The sequence below is a fragment of the Paraferrimonas haliotis genome, from assembly GCF_002282895.1.
Lineage (GTDB): Bacteria > Pseudomonadota > Gammaproteobacteria > Enterobacterales > Shewanellaceae > Paraferrimonas > Paraferrimonas haliotis.
In genome coordinates this window covers 338,241-353,640 of sequence record NZ_NRRB01000001.1, presented here as the reverse complement: position 1 = coordinate 353,640, position 15,400 = coordinate 338,241, and the positions used below count along the sequence as shown (strand labels likewise).

Genomic DNA, 15,400 nt, shown 5'->3' with positions numbered 1-15,400 from the left:
TTATTCAGTCTCTGCAAACTCATCGTGAACGAACTTGAAAAATGTGTCGTTAACATCATCAACTGCGGTGCGATGCGTCGTATTGTTAGCTGCGCACAAACGCACACCGGCAAACGTGTCCCACTTAGACGATACGGTTATGCCAATGGTGGGCTGTCGGTTATCGGTGTATTTCACTTTGGAGATGTTGCCAAAGTTCACTGGTAACGGGTCGCCAACACTTAACCCAGTATCAGGATCGTAATACACCGCAAACTCTTCAACTCTATCGCCAATGGTGCGCGTGTCAGTGTATGCATCAACTGTGTCATTGGTTGCGCCTGACAAACTTAAATCACGAGTTTGTGGGTTAACCGTGCCGTCTTCTTTAACGTTACTAAGCCCAAGTAGCACGCCATTACTTAAGAAAGTGGAGGCATCGTATTCAATATCAAACGGCGCGTCGGTGTAGGCATGAATGCCCGACCAACCCAGAACGCGCACCAGTGCATACGTTGGCCAACCTTGTTCAATCGCGCTGATTTGCTCAGGGGTGCGGTTTTTCATAGTCGCTCCAACAACTTTAAATCCATCGCAAGCAACTCACCTGTCTTGGCTTTGCGTTTTAGGGTGATGGGATCTTTCTCCAGGCACACTTGAAACGCGACCCCTTGAAACACCGCGGTTTCAGTTGGTCTTAAAGTCTCATAAAGTCCGGTATGCAAACGAATGGTTGTTTCACCTTGCCCGTTAGAGTTCGCACTCTCTACAACCAGGTATACTTTCGAATGGTCGAAGGTTACGAAGTCGCCTGCCGTGATAATGTTTGACACATTCGCGGGCAGGCCTTCTAGTGGAATTGACGTGGAACCCGATGCAACCGACGCTCGCACCTTTGCATCCGTTAGGCTTTCATTTTGCGGATAGGAGTATCTTGGGATCACTTGACTAAAAGAGCCGTAACGCCCAAGTAACGCAGTAAGCTGAGCATACAAAGGTCGATGCTCATGCTCATACAACACGCGAGTTTTAATACGCAAAACCCATCGATGCCCTAATCCGCGCCTAACAATTTGCTTCATGTTCTTAGCTTCTGTTAGTTGCGTATTAGTCTCTGAAGTAATATCAACCTCAGCAATAAATTCCGGTGCAATCATTAAAACTCCATGGCTAAATCTCGGATTAATGTCCGCTCATTGAGTAATAAGTCACGCACTCCTTCAGCGTCGGTCGCGGTAATGTTAATAGTGACATCATTACTTTGAGTTTTTTGAAGGTTGCCGGCTCGATACTCTTGCGCTTCTTGTTTCTTAAGCACCGCTTCATCTTTTTGCAGTAAGTACGTACCTTCACTAGGAACACGAGGCAAACCACTGTGCGCGATACCTTTAATGCTCTTAATGCTGTTGTAGGCGGCGAAGCCTTGAAGCGTTGCCCACGCTACCGCTGGAATACCCATAGGAAATCCGAGCTTCACACCTTCAGAGATACCTTGAAAAGTGTTAGTCAATGCGGTTCGTAAAGCGCCCTCTTTATTCAGTCCAACACGCTTTAAGATTTCTTCTTTGTAGTTTTTGGATGTGGCTTTGTTAACGCGCTCTTCCGCTTTGCCACCGACTTGCGCGGCCAAATTTCGGGCTTCAGCAGACTTAGCCGCCTGCTCCTGAATGGCCTCATAGCCTGCAGTGAAGTTCTCAACCATGTTATCCACAGCCGTTACCGTCATCTCTCCCCAAGTGGCCACGGTGCCTTCTTGAAGTAATGTCAGCTCCTGCGCTGCTTCATTTGCTCGCTCAGCCATTTGTGTTGCAAAGTCTGGTGGGATCACATCATCAACCGACACCGGATCAAACTCGAAGTTGATTGTGTCTTTTCCGACCAGCTCCAGAACGTTATTAATTCTCGCTACTACGAACCCAATCGCGTTAGAGACGATGTCTCTAAACGAGGTGACAATGCCGACAATGCCACGAAGCAACGGCGTACCGACCTCAAGAATGGAATAGAAAGAACGTTTGGTGGATAGCCAAAACGTTTGAATTGAGGTTAACGCAGGCGCCAGAATATCGTTAACAATATAGCGGAAGGTTGAACCAAACCACGCTGAGACATTGCTAAGGATCGTACTAAAGCCGCCCAAGCGTTGGACCGTACCCACAATCCATTCGTTGAACATTTGCAGTGCCGGCGCAATGCCAACCAGGATCATATTCTTAAGACCGCCCAGCATTTGCACCGTATTATCAATACTGTCATTAGCCATTTCTGCTAATGCCGCATCGGTTCGAGTTAACACCAAACCCAAATCTTGAGCTCGCTGTGCGGCCTCTTCCATAGCGCCAGCACCACCGCGAAGAACGTTGATCATTGCAACGCCTTCGGAGTCAAAAAGCTGGGCCGCTAAACGAACTTTATCCGTCTCATTAGAAACGCCTTCCATTGCATCAGCGATGGCTGCCAGTTGCTTATCTGGACTCAACGCATTCAACTTAACTGCATCAAGGCCAAGCTCTTTCATTGCATTTTGTGCCGCACCGGTGCCAATGGCCGCTTCACTGATCCGCCGAGTTGAACGCTGCAGGGCTGTATTAAATTGCCCTTGCGCCATTCCCGCTTGACCAGCCGCGTACTGATACTCCTGCAGTTTTTCTATGGGTATCGCAATTCTGTCGGCAAACTTTGCCGTCTCATCAATACCGCTTGCCATGGTTGCAAATGCGGCATTCACACCCGCCAGAGACAGCACGGCACCAGCGGCCATGCCGGCAATGGTTTTAGCAACCACTTTGGTGGCCGACGCGATATTCTTAGACCACCGAACGGAAAGGGATGTCGTCTTTCTGAATGCCTGTGATAGTTTTGATGAATCGGCTTGGATGGCGACCACCAATCTACCGACGACACTTGTTGACATTTAACCTCCTCCCAATATTCGCATCACATCCCGCATTTTCTCGGATTCGGGTTTGCTCTCAAGCTCGCGCTTCATTGCCATCTGCTCTGCACGCTCTGGGGTGTACCCATAGAACGCTATCCAAAAATCGAGTACTTCCGGTTCAAGCTCAGTCAGTTCGAACGGGTTCTTTACCCCTAAGTCCTGACCCAGCTTGAACAGAAATAGAATGAATGGCGTTTGGTCTAAGACTTTCCCGCCGCATCGGCCGCATCCATGTTGTTACCCAAAACAACTTGTACCGCATCACCAATGGCATCCGCCGGGGCCATGCTCATTAGGGAGTCAACGGAGAGTTCAGAAAGTGAGCCGTCCTCATCCACCAGAGCGAGTAAAATCAGCTCACACGACTTGCGCATGATTGCTTCCGTATCTGGCTCAGGGCGCTTAGCCAACCGCTCGAAATCAATTAAATGTTGCACCGGTAATCGGCGACATTTGAACGTTTCACCGAGTAATTTAAGCTCCAGTGGAGGGGTTAAACCATCCAGTAGTTTTTGAGCAAGTGTTCTCTTTTTCTTAGTCATTTTGGTTATCCCATAAAAAAGCCCGCATTAAGCGGGCATAAGTAAGTGGTGTGTTGTTAGCTGCTTGCCTTCGGTTTCCACATAGTGTCCGTTCGCTTCTTGGCAGGGATCATTGAGCTTATGACTTCCGTCAAGCTAAGCTCTGCGACTTTAAAGCCGCCCAGCTGCACGCCGTAATAACACACGCGACCATTAGGTAGCATTACTCCAATCGAGCCAACTTCTTTTGCTTTAGCGGCCATCACCAGTTTTTCATAGTTTGCACCGTCGGTTTCATCAGTAACATCAACGAAGCCAAACTCTAAATCTTCAGATTCTTGCTGACCTGGAACCGATTGCGCGCGAGTATCTGCAAGCACTGAAGCGTCTGCCCAGTTCGTCACAACATCACCCAGCTCGCCGATGGACTTAAATTCAGGAACTTCAACCCAGTCGGTCGTCGTATCGGGCGGCAACGTCCCCGCATCCGGCGTGTCGCTAAAGTTCGGTGCGGTAGACGCCGTTGCTGGCAACCAAAATACGCGAGTACCGCCAGGCAATAACGCGTGCTTTGCAACCTTATTTTCCATAAAGCTTTCCTCTTAAAGTAATAATGAAGTCATACGAAAGTTGGTATTCGCGACTTTCTGTCAGATAGTTTTCGAAGTACCCGGCAAACGACACATAGTCCACTGGCATATCCCCTACCGTGCTGTTGCGTTTATCAAGCAATGCAACTAACAACTCGCCAATTGCTTTGGCGTCGAGAATGCGCCGGTGATAGATTTGCACCCGAAATTTCACGCGGTGATGAGTAAGCTTTGCCAACCCAACATCGCTTTCGGTTAAATCCATTTGATTGAAGACGATGCAGTCATTAACGCTCGGTGGCGCCGGCCAATAAAACACCGGCAGACCTAAAGGCTCGAGCTCTTTTTTCAATTCAACATCAATCAAAACAGTGCCTTTTTCAGCGATGAGTCAATGTTTTTAACGACCTGCTCAGCGTTGCGCTCAAGGGCTGGAAGAATAAAAGGAATGGCTATCTGGCCGCGCTTTTGACCATACTCTTGCGCAATCGCTTTTTGCTTATGCCCTTTTCTTGGGCCAATAATCGCAACAGCCGCAGTATCTCTACGGGAACGACTACCAGGTTTCCTGACTGCTCGTGAAATCTGGTCAGCCATGTGAGGCTCGGTAACGTTACTTTCATTGAAGTTGGCATTGGCCGCCATGTCGTTTTGAATCAACTTGGCTCCTTCATTAATGGCGGTTCTTAAGGTCTTCCAGCCTGCCTCCACTTCAAGCTCCAATAACGCTTTCTCAAGCTCTTCAATTCCAATAACGTCTTTAGCCATTTGGATAAACCTCGATATGGCAATGGGCAACCAACGCATGTCGACCGCGCGGCGTTATGCCATCCACTATCATTTGCTGTCCCTCATGCTCAAACACAAGCCCTTCAACAAATAGCGAACGTCGTCTGAGCGTAACTTGAGTATTTCCCGAATACGAGAGCTGATCCGCTTCGCGCTTGCGGTCAACGTTTAGGTACTCGACTTTCCCCCACGCTTTGCCAATTTCCAACAGCGTAACGTTCGGTTGACCAATCGCGTCAGTACCTTCTTCACGCTGGTAGATAGTTAAACGGTCACACAGCTCACCTGCTCGAATGCGCATAGTTACCTCTACACGTTGATGATTCGATATGGATTTAGCAACGCCTTAAAACCTTGCGGTACTTCGCTTGTAATGGTTCCAACAACAACCGATTCACGATTAGCAAACCAATGAGCAATCACTAGCAAGCCAGCAAGCTCGCAAGGCTCGTTCGCGTCCATCCAATGCTCAGGGCGCAAGCTCTCTTCAGGCTTTATATCTTCCGGCCAATAAACCGTCCGATTAAGATAATCGGCAACATGCTTCTTTGCCGCTGAGATGTAAACACCGAGCAATACGTCATGCTCGGTGTCATCATCTTCGATGTGAACCTGTTTTTTGACCGTTTCAAGGTTAATCATGAGCTTTTGCATGCCCGCGTTCGATAAGTCGTTCAGCCGTGGCTGCAGTGCACGGATAGTGATCATCTGGTTTAAAACTGCCAAGCTCGGTATCGACTAGCGAAATACCAAGCACTACAACCCGCTCGCGCTCATTATCAATCACCGACTCTGCCCCGATCTCCGTCGGCTCGGTTTCAACGACGGACTCTTGCCCAGTTTCAATCGGCGTGGTTTCCACATTCTCAGTTTCAACTACCGGCGTTGGTGCAATGTCCGTCGGCTCAGTTTCAACCTCTGGCGCTTGCTCAACAGGCGTAGGTGTTGCCGTCTTGTTTTTCTTTGCCATGTCCAAAACTCCTAAAATGCCCAGTCAAGGTGTTGATGACTGGGCTTGTGATTGTTAGCTAGCAGCGTGGCTTAGTTTCGCAACAGCCGCGACATCTTCAAGCAACACATCAAAACGATGGAAACCAATGAAGCCCGTTTGGTCGTAATCCGCATAACGCTCCACAAGGCGACGCAGTGCCATGTAGTTAACGCGACGAAGAACGATGCCATTCATGTCGCCGTACATAGCAGATGTCGAGCTGGCTTGAGCATTAGATAAAGCTTGCTCAATGGTGAACTGATCACCATCAATGGTTGAAGGCGCAACCCCCGCAATGGCCGGTAACCACAGTGGCCGATTTTGGCTGTCTTTCAAAAGCTTCAAGCTCTTGAACGTGTCGTCATTGAACAAGAATCGACACATGCCGCCCATACGGTAGGCAGGGTCAACCTTATGCTTAAGCTCAACCAAATCTTCATAGGTCACCGCTGATACCGCGTTCGCGGTGTGAGACTGTTGGATTTGATTGACCACGCCATTAACGTTATTACCAGTGCCATCACCACTGATAATCTGCAATGCTTCAACGCGACCGAGTCGAGAAGCTACTCGTCGAGAAAGCATTCCAGCGATATCAACACCGCTGTCCTGCAGCAACTCGTTTGAGATGCGAATGATCTTAGACGTTGCCTTTTTTGCACCCAACGACACGTTAGCGGTATCTGGTGATTCTTCGCCGGATTGAGCATTTTCACCAATCATTTCACCAACATCGGCACGGCCATCAAACACCGGCCATTCCATCGGTTGTCCGTCCGACGTGTTGAGAACCTGGCACACATTGGCTAAGCCACCATACAACGCCATCGATTCAACCACTTTGTCGCGGAAGTTTGTTGGAACAGTGAAACCACCCTTAGTGTCTTGTCCGACACCCATCGCACGAAACTCCGCGCGCTCTTCGGTGGTCAAATCAGATAATCCGTTGCGAACAACTTTCTCAAAAAGCTGTGCATGGCGAGCTTCTGTGGTGTCGGTACCAAGGTCAATACTGCGCTCTTGCGACTCTTGATCATCAAGGTTGCGCAGCTTTTCCTCACGCTCAATCGAGTCGGATAGCTGTTCATGTTCGAGCGTCATGTCTCCCCAACGCTTGTTTTCGTCATCCGTAAAGCCGCGCTTTTCGTCTTTGGCTTTATCATTAAGCTCTCGCATTTGCTTAGCGATGTTATTTCGCTTCTGCAACATTTCATGTAATTTCATAGAGTATTTCCCATAAAAAAAGCCGCAGAAGCGGCCGGTTGATTGATGTGTAAAATTAACGTGTTAGTGAACTAAAGGGTCTGCAACTGTCGATCTCGGTGAGACTGTTCTTGAAGCATTCGCAACTCAGCATCGTTATGGTTCTCCACCTGACTGCGCTTATACGCCTCAAGTGAGCGTGCAGCTGCTTCAGTATCGTTGTAAGCTGGGTACGTCACCGGACTTACATCAAGCAACTTAGAGATGCGAGTAATAGTGCGCACGTAAACACCGTCATCGGCTTCATCCCATCGATAGCCATCGCTGGGTAGTCGGAACGCAAATGAGCTTTGGTCAATATCGCCACGCTCCATGGGTGCAATAACTAAGTCGTTAATAGTCTGCGTATCGGGCGGTGTGATTTCATAACGCAATCCAATCTCATCAATGAATAACGATAACGTACCTGCTGAGTTTCGTCCCAAGACATACAAAGGACTGTGATTGAAAAGTGCTCGAACATCATCATCAAGCACACCATCAAATGCGCCTTCTTCAATGACTTCGACAAAGCCTCCAAGGTTATTGGAGCGAGTATTAAACTTTGCGGCGTAACCTACGATTTTTCGCTCTTCCCCCTCGCCTTCCATTCGAACTTGATGAGAAAATCCCATGCGGTTAACGTTTTTCATTTTTGTCTCCAACAACTTTCGGTTGTAAATCAGCTGACATCAAGAACTTATCAAGCCCATCTGCTTGGTTCATTTCTTCGAGTTCCCGCACTTCGTTGCGAGTCATCCAACCATCTCGGATGGCTTTGGTGTAAAACTCAGCGCGATCTTTAGATGTTCCTCGAAGCAGTCCGTTTAAATTAAATTTCACATAATAGCCGGCACGACGTTCAGCCTGAGTGAACAGCTTTCGGTTCATTTCCTGCTCAAATTTAACAACCCAGGGGATCATAGTGTGGCGAACAAACTGAATGGCTTGCTCCGAGATATTGGAAAAAGTAGCCTTATCCAAATCGTTGATCATGTGTGAGGGAACGTTATAAATGCCCGCAATTTCTGACCGGTTAAATTTTCGAGTTTCTAAAAACTGTGCATCTTCTGGTGCGATGGTGAGCTGGTTGTAGTCAAGCTCCGCTGGAAGCATGAGCGTATTATTGTCTTCATCTCTTAATGCGCGCTTTGCTTGCTTCCAAGCTGTTTTCAATATGTTCCAGCTTTCTTTGTTCAGCTGCCCTTTGGCACTCACAATGGCTGCAGGTCGACCGCCGCCACCAAAGAACCGATTGCCGTATCGCTGAGAGGCTTGACCAAGCGCAAATGTTTCGGCGCACTGAAGAATTGGACTGCGCCCGATGAGACCATTAGAGCCAATGGCTTTGAAGTGAAGCATGTCGTCCGGGTTTACTGATTTAAGCGGTAACTCATCACTACTCACTGAATAAACCCAACGATTTGATGAGCTTCTAAAAAGTGATGACTCCCACGGCCTCAGTAAATCCAGCCCCACCACAGTGCCATGTCGGTCTCGCTCAATAGGGGAATAACCGTTACCCCAACCATTAACGTGAACCATAATGGTTTCGCGCCAATCGTAACTTGTTTGCATCGAGTTAGGCTCGTCGTGCAACAGATAATAAACCGGATGATCCGTTGCGCGAGTTACCTTTCCATCAACTTTTCTAAGGACATGCAATGGCAGTTGGCCAAGTGATCGACCAAGAACGCCAATGCACGAATAAACAGCAGCCAACTTGCCGGCGGTATTCTCGTTGACACTCTCACCACTAGCTGACCAGTTCGCCTCTTCACTTAAGTCTAGTGGCTTATCTGGATTCTCCAGGTTGCGCGTTTCAATCATCCAATCCAGCATCATTGCCCCCGAGCGACTTGTCGCTTAACAAGTGATAGCGCACGAATTGAAAAAACAAGAACTGCTCCGCCGCCCAGCATTAGCGTGATAGCTAATCCAAACTGCAAAAAAACGCCAGCAACCACCGAAGTGAAAGCCAGCAAACCAATTACATTCAATAGAATAATCACAAGACATAATCCTCGGCGTCAAAATCCTCTAACGGGTTGTAGCTTTCTACAGCAACCATCGCACGCCCAATCGCCATAATAAGTGCAACAGCACCATCAATTTTGTTCGTCGGCTTTTGCTTAATCGGTCTAACAATGTCATCGTTACCTGGTAAATACTTCCCAACCACATTACCCACGCACCAGGTCATGATTGGGTGACCGTCATGATGAAAGCGCCCTGCTAATATCGCCGCCTCCAACTCCTTCATTGGGTCCGACATGTTGGTGTAATTTTGAGTGATTGTGATGGGTGTTAACCCTTCGTCAGCCAACTGGTGCGAGAGATTAGTTGCACCGTGTGGATCTATCGCGCTTTCGTTTACCGGTGTTTCAAGATGAACGTCTTTGGCATGCTCTAAGATTTCGCGGTAATCAACCTCAGCACCATCGGTTGCATCTAGGCACCCAACGTTTACCCACTTCTGAAAGAGTTCTGCAAGGCGCCTATCGTCGTTATCAAGCTGCTCTTCTGGCACCCAAAACTTAGGAGCAATTGAGTAGTAATGCCGTTGCCCGTCAACGGTTCTCGTAAATAGGCGCGCTTTTGAGTTCATATCCAGCTTTCGTGCCAGGTCGAATCCAAGATAACAATCGTCAGTAGTAAACTGTTCAATACACAACGATTGATCTTCGCATCGCTTCCAGGCTTCCATATCAAAGAAAGCTTCTTTGCCTGCAACCCAGATATTTAAGTGCTTTGTCTTAAATGCGTTTACGTAGCGAGCACGCTTCAAGGCTCGCAGCTGTTGCGAGCGAAGATACTCCCCCGACACAGAAACACCATAGTTCGGGTTAGCCATTTTCAGCGCTTCTTCACTCTTCCAATCAACGTCTTCATCAATGGTGTAGATGATGCCAAACAGCTCTGGATCATCGAGCTCGGGATGTTCAAACCCATCAAGCATTTGAATAACGCGATCACGCATGTCGTAGCATGGGCCATCGATGTTAAAGCCCGCCGTTGTAATTCCCCACATGAGTGGCTGTTCACGAGAACCCATACCGGTAATAAGCGTGTCGTACTGACTTGAGTCTGGATGCTCGTGATATTCATCAACAATGCCGGCGTTAGGACTTGAGCCATCGCCGGGATCACCAATGACCGGTTCAAACTTAGAGCCATCAGGAAGCGTTAGTTTTTTCGCCCAAACGGCAATATCAAATCGCGCTCTCAAATCCGGTAGCATCTTCGCCATTAAGCGCGCGGGGTTAAAAACCTCAAGCGCTTGCTTTTCGGTCGTTGCACCACAATACACTTCGGCACCGTACTCGTTATCGGCGGTCAGCATATAAAGCCCAAATCCAGCACTCTTAGCCGATTTGCCATTCTTTCGTGGCACTTCATTGTAAGCTTCTCGGAATCGACGCAAGCCGCTCTTCTTATGCACCCAGCCAAACACGCAACAGAAAATGAATAGTTGCCAGGGCTCTAGCTTAAGCTTTGCGTTCTCACCTGTTAATCGAGCCCACTTCCCTTTGGTGTGCCTTAGCTTTTGGATAAATCGACAAACCCGCTCAGCCTTGGTTTTGTCAAAGCGGTATGGGTAGTCGGGGTTAGAGCTTCGCTTTAAATCAAAGAGGTGACGCTCACACGCTCGCCTTACAAAGCGACACGCTAGAATTTTTCCTGCAACCACATCCCGCGCATACTTGCTTGCAGCGTTTACGTTCGGAAACTTGGCCATAGTTAAAACTCATCGAACTCGTTCCCTTGCTGTCCTTCTTTGGGACCAGATGTGCCAAGCACTCGACCTCGAGACAAAGGATCTAACCCGAGGAGACTGCCCAATGATTTCATCTGTGCAATCGCTTCTTTTCGAATATTCACGGCAGGATGTGTCTTCAGTCCACCTTGAGCCGTTTCGGAATAAAAGCCTCGCTGAGCAATCTCTGAGTCTGCCTCAAGCATGATTGAGAAATTGTTGCAGTATGCCATCAGCAACGGTAAGTCTTCTCTCGCCAATGTGCCTCTAGCTATCATTAACTTGCTTTGTTGCTTCCAAATAACGACCGCATTTTCATCACGCAACTGATCCGGCGGGTTAACCCGTTGGATCGATTGATCACCAACTCCGACAAGGGATTGCTTAGACTTTCGACCGCCTCCAGAAGCGCGAACTGAAGCACTCATCGCACCTCCAAAAAAGATTTCTTATTTTAAACACGTAAAAATATGACTTCGGCGGCGGTCATTCAGGCGCACCACTGCAGCGATTTAAGGGAGGGGGGCCTTAAATCGGTCGATGTGACTTTGAAAAGTTATTTTAGGTACCTAGGTACCTCGTTGGGATGAGCTGCTTCTGCGGCTTCTGAGGCGCTCTGCTGCTGTCTTAGCTTTATGACATTTATCACACAAAGCTTGCAAGTTCTCCATGTGATCAGTTCCACCATGCGCCTTAGCTACAATGTGATCAACCGTAACGGCCGGAGTAACCACGCCTGTGTTCAAGCACATACGACACAAATGAGAATCACGCTCAAGAACTTGCCTTCTTAGCCTGCGCCAACTTGCGCCATAACCACGCTGTGTTGATGTTCGCCCATTAGCATGACGATTCCAACCTTCACCAACATGCTTATCACAGTAGCCTTCGCGACTAGTGGTAGTATAGCGACATCCTCGATGTCTGCAAGCTCTCGGTGTCCTTGGCGGCATATTGTTTCCAAGCTAAGGTGCCGCCCCTCAATCTAATAATCCCGAAGGTTAGCTGCGTTGATGGTGTTGGGGCGGCGTAATCAGTAAAAAATATCTAAATCTTTTCGAGCTCAGCCTTTAGCGTTGCGAGCTTCCTGGCACTCTCGGCATCCATGCAGACTCCTCCGTCCGCAAGCCGAATCACATTCAGTGAGTGTGGCCAGCTCGGCGAAGGTTGCTGATGATTGGCGCAGCTGGCCATGACCAGCAATGAAGCGAACAGGGTCAGCCAGCGCACGTTCTCGCTTAGTTTCATTAACCTGCTTCCGAATCAAATTGAATATGATGACCAACACTTCGAGCAACTTAGTTAATTTCGTCATCATATTGAATTTCACTCAGGTATAAAAAAAGCCCCTTTCGGGGCTACGTCTAGACACACTATGGAAACTTTACCTTCGCTTATCGAGCGGAGAGTCTAAATTCTGGGACTTGCCAAAGTTGCCAGCTAAAAACTCCAAAGCCATAACAACAAACTTTGGTGCCCTTGCTAGCAGCTCTGGCGATAATGTCGCTCTTAGCATAGTCCAGGAATAACCAATAATACTGATCACTGCAATAATTAACGCAGCGGTGGACTCGCTAAACAGTGTTGCTAGCGCGCTTCTGGTTGCATCTTCAATCAACACCTCAGCAAACGCAGCTGGCACAAATAAGAACGCCACTAGTGCAAACAATATAGAGCCTGCGATGAACGAACTGGTTAACCACTTCATAAAATCTCCTTTAACTATAGGACCAACCTGCGAAACTGCCCCGCAGATCAACGTGAAAAAAATTCATTGCACTACCTACAGCCCAAAACCCGTTGTTCATTAAATAAAAAAGCGCCTTAGAGCGCTCCTTGCTGTGTCGAATGCGAATATCAAAAGCAACGCCTGCATTATGCTGCCCAGGGTTTTGCTTTCTTGCTTCTTCCGGATGCTCGGTACACCGATAAGCTGAGCTCAGCGGCATCACTACACCCGACTCAATACGGGCTTTCTCAAGTGCTAATAATGCCGAACGCTTAATTTTATGTGGCTTTTTCTTCTTACAATTGTTGCAACCGCAGCGCAGCTCATGGATTGAAAAATGCTTTGTGTATAGCTCTCTGGTTGTTTCAACCACTAAAATTTCAGCGCTCATGCTTTAACCCTCGCCAAATTGCTACACCCAAACCACAGATACTTAGAAAAATACCGAGTAGCGTTGTTATATCTGCGGTATGCCATGTAAAGTGCCCAGCAACAACCTCGCTCAACGATGCTTGCAAAAAGCTTTGTTCAATTGCTACTGACTTAGTAATGCTCGCAGGCAACGACATGCCAGAGCCGACAACGATTGCTCCAGTCTCTGGTTTCATACAACTCCTAAACTCCAGGCATAAAAAAGCCCCCAAGAAACTTGGAGGCTACCGGTCAAGCGCAAGAACCTGACCATAGCTGAAGTTGACCACATTCCGTCGCGACAATCAAACGTCTATTGATCATCTACTAAAAACGTGAAGGTTTATGACGCAGGAACTTATCAGAATAGTGATAACTTTTCGCGTAAATTTAGGCTAAATATCTTCCCCTTTGGGGTTCGACTGTACGTTTTGAGGCCTTGAGTTGATAAGGTATTTGCCCTTTTCGTCTCGGTTTGATCTCGAATAAATTCATGGTTTTTAATCTACGACTTAAGCGTATTGAACCCGGGCACAGTTACCATAAAAATGAACCTTTGGATCGTGAGTGAGTAGAGTAGCAATGACAAACGACAGCCATACCAAGCGCGTGGTAATTGATTCTTCTCAATATCGACAAGAACTGTGGGCAGAACAAAGAAACGGGATACAGTCGAGAAAACTATTTGGTAACGAGCGAGTGGAAAGAGGGAAATACAAGATAATTCTGATAGCAAAGGAGCATCAAATTATTCCTAGCTAGCCAACTAAACTCCTTTTGCTACTGAGCTCACAAAAGCAGCTGGAGTGTTGATGTCACCAATGCGCTGCATTTTAATCTCATCTCTAAAAACGATAGACATGAGTGTGATAATCACAAGGTAACCAAGAACAATTGTTACTATAGATAAAAGAATTGTGGAGGCAGAAATCAATGGATTACTAAAAAACTGGGTTTTGAACCACAGTCTCATCAATTCATTGTCAGCATCACTAAGCTCTTTGCTTTTCTTGTTTGTAACTGCTTGACGAAGAGTCACAACAAGCAAGCCAATCGGCAAAACAATTAACATGAGAATAGCGAATAATGTGCTTCGAGAGTGTTTCAATCTGGAAAGTGCATTATCCTTATCAGAGTCAGATGCGTCTGATCTTAAATACTCTTCTGTCTTAGTGAAAAGCTCATTAAAAACGCTCATGGACGCCTTTTGCGCTCCTCGCAGATAAAGGAATCCTACCATCGCCATGGATAACGAAATGATCATCACTATGAAATCGCTAAACATCATTTTTCCCAGACTTTAATGAACCAACCAACTTCGAAGTCACGGCGTTATTTTTGAAAGCTGATACTGCATGAAAGAGCAAGAGTATAAACATAAATACCACCGCAAAGGCTACAAACTGATTGTCTTCCCTAATCGTTGAATATAAATACGTCACAGAATCAATAGATTCAGAAAGCCAGTTTCCGCATTCTTTTGGTAAGGCCATACTAACTCGATGATGTGATTTTGGCGCGTATAATACTTACCTACCGCATCGGAGACAAGTTGCCAACATCTCAAAGTACACAAATATTAACCTCACCCCAAACAAACCTTATCACATAACTGATAATAAATATCAAAAAATAGGCTAATAGACTTTCTTCGGCCATCTAGCCACCCTACCACACTCTTCTAGCCAAAAGTGTTCTCACAGCCTTCAGAATACAACGTAGGCTATCGGTTGGCGATACTAGCAAGAGCTAGTGTATTGTTCATGCACGCACCTAGGAGCACGACTTTTTAATGCGCAGCTCTATTGATAAAAAAGAGAACATTGAACAAAAAAACATAAAAAAGCAGCGCCTGAAGTGCTGCTTTCATTTCAACAGTCCACTCTACTCAGAAATTATAGCCAAAGATCGCTGACAGGCCTAAGTTCTGTGATGGCTGATACTTGTCATAAGATAATATCCAGTTCATCTCTATGTTTGAACGGAATTTAACTCGCAGCCCAGTCGCAATATACGCACCTTGACCACTGTCATTCCACCCATTGTCTTGCCAGTCCGATTTTAAGCTTGCACTAAGCAAATATTGAGCATATCCGGCTTTAAGCACCCAACGGTTTAATTCTGAAATGTACCATTGATACTCGCCGCCAACTTTAACGGCAGAAGGCGCCATAGCTGTCTTTGCACCAGCAAAAACCCCTGCATTAAAGCCTTCTAAATATCGCGCCTCTAGTGACCAATTGTCATTTATCGAAAATCTGTATCCAGCTCCCATTCGAAAATAACTATCACCCTGTCGGCTAGAGTCCGCATCTGAAGCTCTTGGCTCTGTACTCGCTAAGCCGAACTCTGCTCCAACATTGATATTATGCTTTGTCTGAGCTTGTCCAATTATTGGTACCACGCAGAGCATAACAATCAAAATACTTCGCAACATATCTTTTCCTCAATTA

At 47.1% G+C, this 15,400-nt stretch carries 24 protein-coding genes; all 24 read right to left on the bottom strand.

Annotated features, from left to right (window positions below; translation table 11 throughout):
• The 24 genes from CLC91_RS01705 to CLC91_RS01590 all read right to left on the bottom strand — a co-directional run bounded on the left by CLC91_RS01705 (nt 1) and on the right by CLC91_RS01590 (nt 15,384).
• The gene (locus CLC91_RS01705; RefSeq protein WP_095497223.1) at nt 1–546 is read right to left on the bottom strand and encodes a hypothetical protein; all 546 of its coding nucleotides are present in this window, start codon (nt 544–546) and stop codon (nt 1–3) included.
• A complete protein-coding gene (locus CLC91_RS01700) occupies nt 543–1,136 on the bottom strand; it encodes a hypothetical protein (RefSeq protein ID WP_095497222.1) in 594 nt (197 codons plus the stop codon). The genes CLC91_RS01705 and CLC91_RS01700 overlap by 4 nt, the downstream gene beginning before the upstream one ends.
• Nucleotides 1,136–2,893, bottom strand: coding sequence for a phage tail tape measure protein (locus CLC91_RS01695; protein ID WP_143811999.1), 1,758 nt, complete (start codon nt 2,891–2,893; stop codon nt 1,136–1,138). The genes CLC91_RS01700 and CLC91_RS01695 overlap by 1 nt, the downstream gene beginning before the upstream one ends.
• Before the next feature lie 224 nt (nt 2,894–3,117).
• A complete protein-coding gene (locus tag CLC91_RS01690; RefSeq protein ID WP_095497220.1) occupies nt 3,118–3,459 on the bottom strand; it encodes a hypothetical protein in 342 nt (113 codons plus the stop codon).
• Nucleotides 3,460–3,515: 56 nt separating this feature from the next.
• Complete coding sequence (locus CLC91_RS01685) at nt 3,516–4,028, bottom strand: phage tail tube protein (protein WP_095497219.1); 513 nt, start codon at nt 4,026–4,028, stop codon at nt 3,516–3,518.
• On the bottom strand, nt 4,018–4,395 hold the full coding sequence (locus CLC91_RS01680) for a hypothetical protein (RefSeq protein ID WP_095497218.1): 378 nt from the start codon (nt 4,393–4,395) through the stop codon (nt 4,018–4,020). The genes CLC91_RS01685 and CLC91_RS01680 overlap by 11 nt, the downstream gene beginning before the upstream one ends.
• Entirely contained in the window at nt 4,392–4,796 is a 405-nt protein-coding gene (locus tag CLC91_RS01675) for an HK97-gp10 family putative phage morphogenesis protein (protein ID WP_095497217.1), read from the bottom strand. Before CLC91_RS01675 ends, CLC91_RS01680 begins: the two co-directional genes overlap by 4 nt.
• On the bottom strand, nt 4,789–5,118 hold the full coding sequence (locus tag CLC91_RS01670) for a phage head completion protein (RefSeq protein ID WP_095497216.1): 330 nt from the start codon (nt 5,116–5,118) through the stop codon (nt 4,789–4,791). The genes CLC91_RS01675 and CLC91_RS01670 overlap by 8 nt, the downstream gene beginning before the upstream one ends.
• Before the next feature lie 8 nt (nt 5,119–5,126).
• Nucleotides 5,127–5,471 (bottom strand): head-tail connector protein, encoded by a 345-nt coding sequence (locus tag CLC91_RS01665; RefSeq protein WP_095497215.1) that lies wholly within the window; start codon nt 5,469–5,471, stop codon nt 5,127–5,129.
• Nucleotides 5,452–5,787 carry a hypothetical protein gene (locus CLC91_RS01660; protein WP_095499885.1) on the bottom strand — a complete coding sequence of 112 codons (336 nt, stop codon included), beginning with the start codon at nt 5,785–5,787 and terminating at the stop codon, nt 5,452–5,454. Before CLC91_RS01660 ends, CLC91_RS01665 begins: the two co-directional genes overlap by 20 nt.
• A 54-nt stretch (nt 5,788–5,841) precedes the next feature.
• Nucleotides 5,842–7,032 carry a phage major capsid protein gene (locus CLC91_RS01655; RefSeq protein ID WP_095497213.1) on the bottom strand — a complete coding sequence of 397 codons (1,191 nt, stop codon included), beginning with the start codon at nt 7,030–7,032 and terminating at the stop codon, nt 5,842–5,844.
• A gap of 71 nt (nt 7,033–7,103) precedes the next feature.
• On the bottom strand, nt 7,104–7,703 hold the full coding sequence (locus CLC91_RS01650) for an HK97 family phage prohead protease (RefSeq protein WP_095497212.1): 600 nt from the start codon (nt 7,701–7,703) through the stop codon (nt 7,104–7,106).
• Complete coding sequence (locus tag CLC91_RS01645; protein ID WP_233132551.1) at nt 7,690–8,880, bottom strand: phage portal protein; 1,191 nt, start codon at nt 8,878–8,880, stop codon at nt 7,690–7,692. Before CLC91_RS01645 ends, CLC91_RS01650 begins: the two co-directional genes overlap by 14 nt.
• A gap of 178 nt (nt 8,881–9,058) precedes the next feature.
• On the bottom strand, nt 9,059–10,789 hold the full coding sequence (locus tag CLC91_RS01640; RefSeq protein ID WP_095497210.1) for a terminase large subunit: 1,731 nt from the start codon (nt 10,787–10,789) through the stop codon (nt 9,059–9,061).
• Between the two features lie 2 nt (nt 10,790–10,791).
• Complete coding sequence (locus tag CLC91_RS01635) at nt 10,792–11,235, bottom strand: phage terminase small subunit P27 family (RefSeq protein ID WP_095497209.1); 444 nt, start codon at nt 11,233–11,235, stop codon at nt 10,792–10,794.
• 141 nt (nt 11,236–11,376) lie between these two features.
• Complete coding sequence (locus CLC91_RS15065; RefSeq protein WP_233132569.1) at nt 11,377–11,559, bottom strand: HNH endonuclease; 183 nt, start codon at nt 11,557–11,559, stop codon at nt 11,377–11,379.
• Between the two features lie 38 nt (nt 11,560–11,597).
• On the bottom strand, nt 11,598–11,771 hold the full coding sequence (locus CLC91_RS15060; protein WP_233132574.1) for a hypothetical protein: 174 nt from the start codon (nt 11,769–11,771) through the stop codon (nt 11,598–11,600).
• Nucleotides 11,772–11,870: 99 nt separating this feature from the next.
• Entirely contained in the window at nt 11,871–12,125 is a 255-nt protein-coding gene (locus tag CLC91_RS01625) for a hypothetical protein (protein WP_158220668.1), read from the bottom strand.
• Nucleotides 12,126–12,191: 66 nt separating this feature from the next.
• Nucleotides 12,192–12,515, bottom strand: coding sequence for a hypothetical protein (locus CLC91_RS01620; RefSeq protein WP_095499883.1), 324 nt, complete (start codon nt 12,513–12,515; stop codon nt 12,192–12,194).
• 10 nt (nt 12,516–12,525) lie between these two features.
• Nucleotides 12,526–12,927, bottom strand: a complete 402-nt coding sequence (locus tag CLC91_RS01615; protein WP_095499882.1) for a hypothetical protein — start codon at nt 12,925–12,927, stop codon at nt 12,526–12,528.
• A complete protein-coding gene (locus CLC91_RS01610; RefSeq protein WP_095499881.1) occupies nt 12,917–13,144 on the bottom strand; it encodes a hypothetical protein in 228 nt (75 codons plus the stop codon). The genes CLC91_RS01615 and CLC91_RS01610 overlap by 11 nt, the downstream gene beginning before the upstream one ends.
• A 569-nt stretch (nt 13,145–13,713) precedes the next feature.
• Nucleotides 13,714–14,235, bottom strand: coding sequence for a hypothetical protein (locus CLC91_RS01600; RefSeq protein ID WP_143811998.1), 522 nt, complete (start codon nt 14,233–14,235; stop codon nt 13,714–13,716).
• Nucleotides 14,225–14,440, bottom strand: a complete 216-nt coding sequence (locus CLC91_RS01595) for a hypothetical protein (RefSeq protein WP_095499878.1) — start codon at nt 14,438–14,440, stop codon at nt 14,225–14,227. Before CLC91_RS01595 ends, CLC91_RS01600 begins: the two co-directional genes overlap by 11 nt.
• A 395-nt stretch (nt 14,441–14,835) precedes the next feature.
• On the bottom strand, nt 14,836–15,384 hold the full coding sequence (locus CLC91_RS01590) for an outer membrane beta-barrel protein (protein ID WP_095499877.1): 549 nt from the start codon (nt 15,382–15,384) through the stop codon (nt 14,836–14,838).
• Nucleotides 15,385–15,400 lie beyond the last annotated feature (16 nt).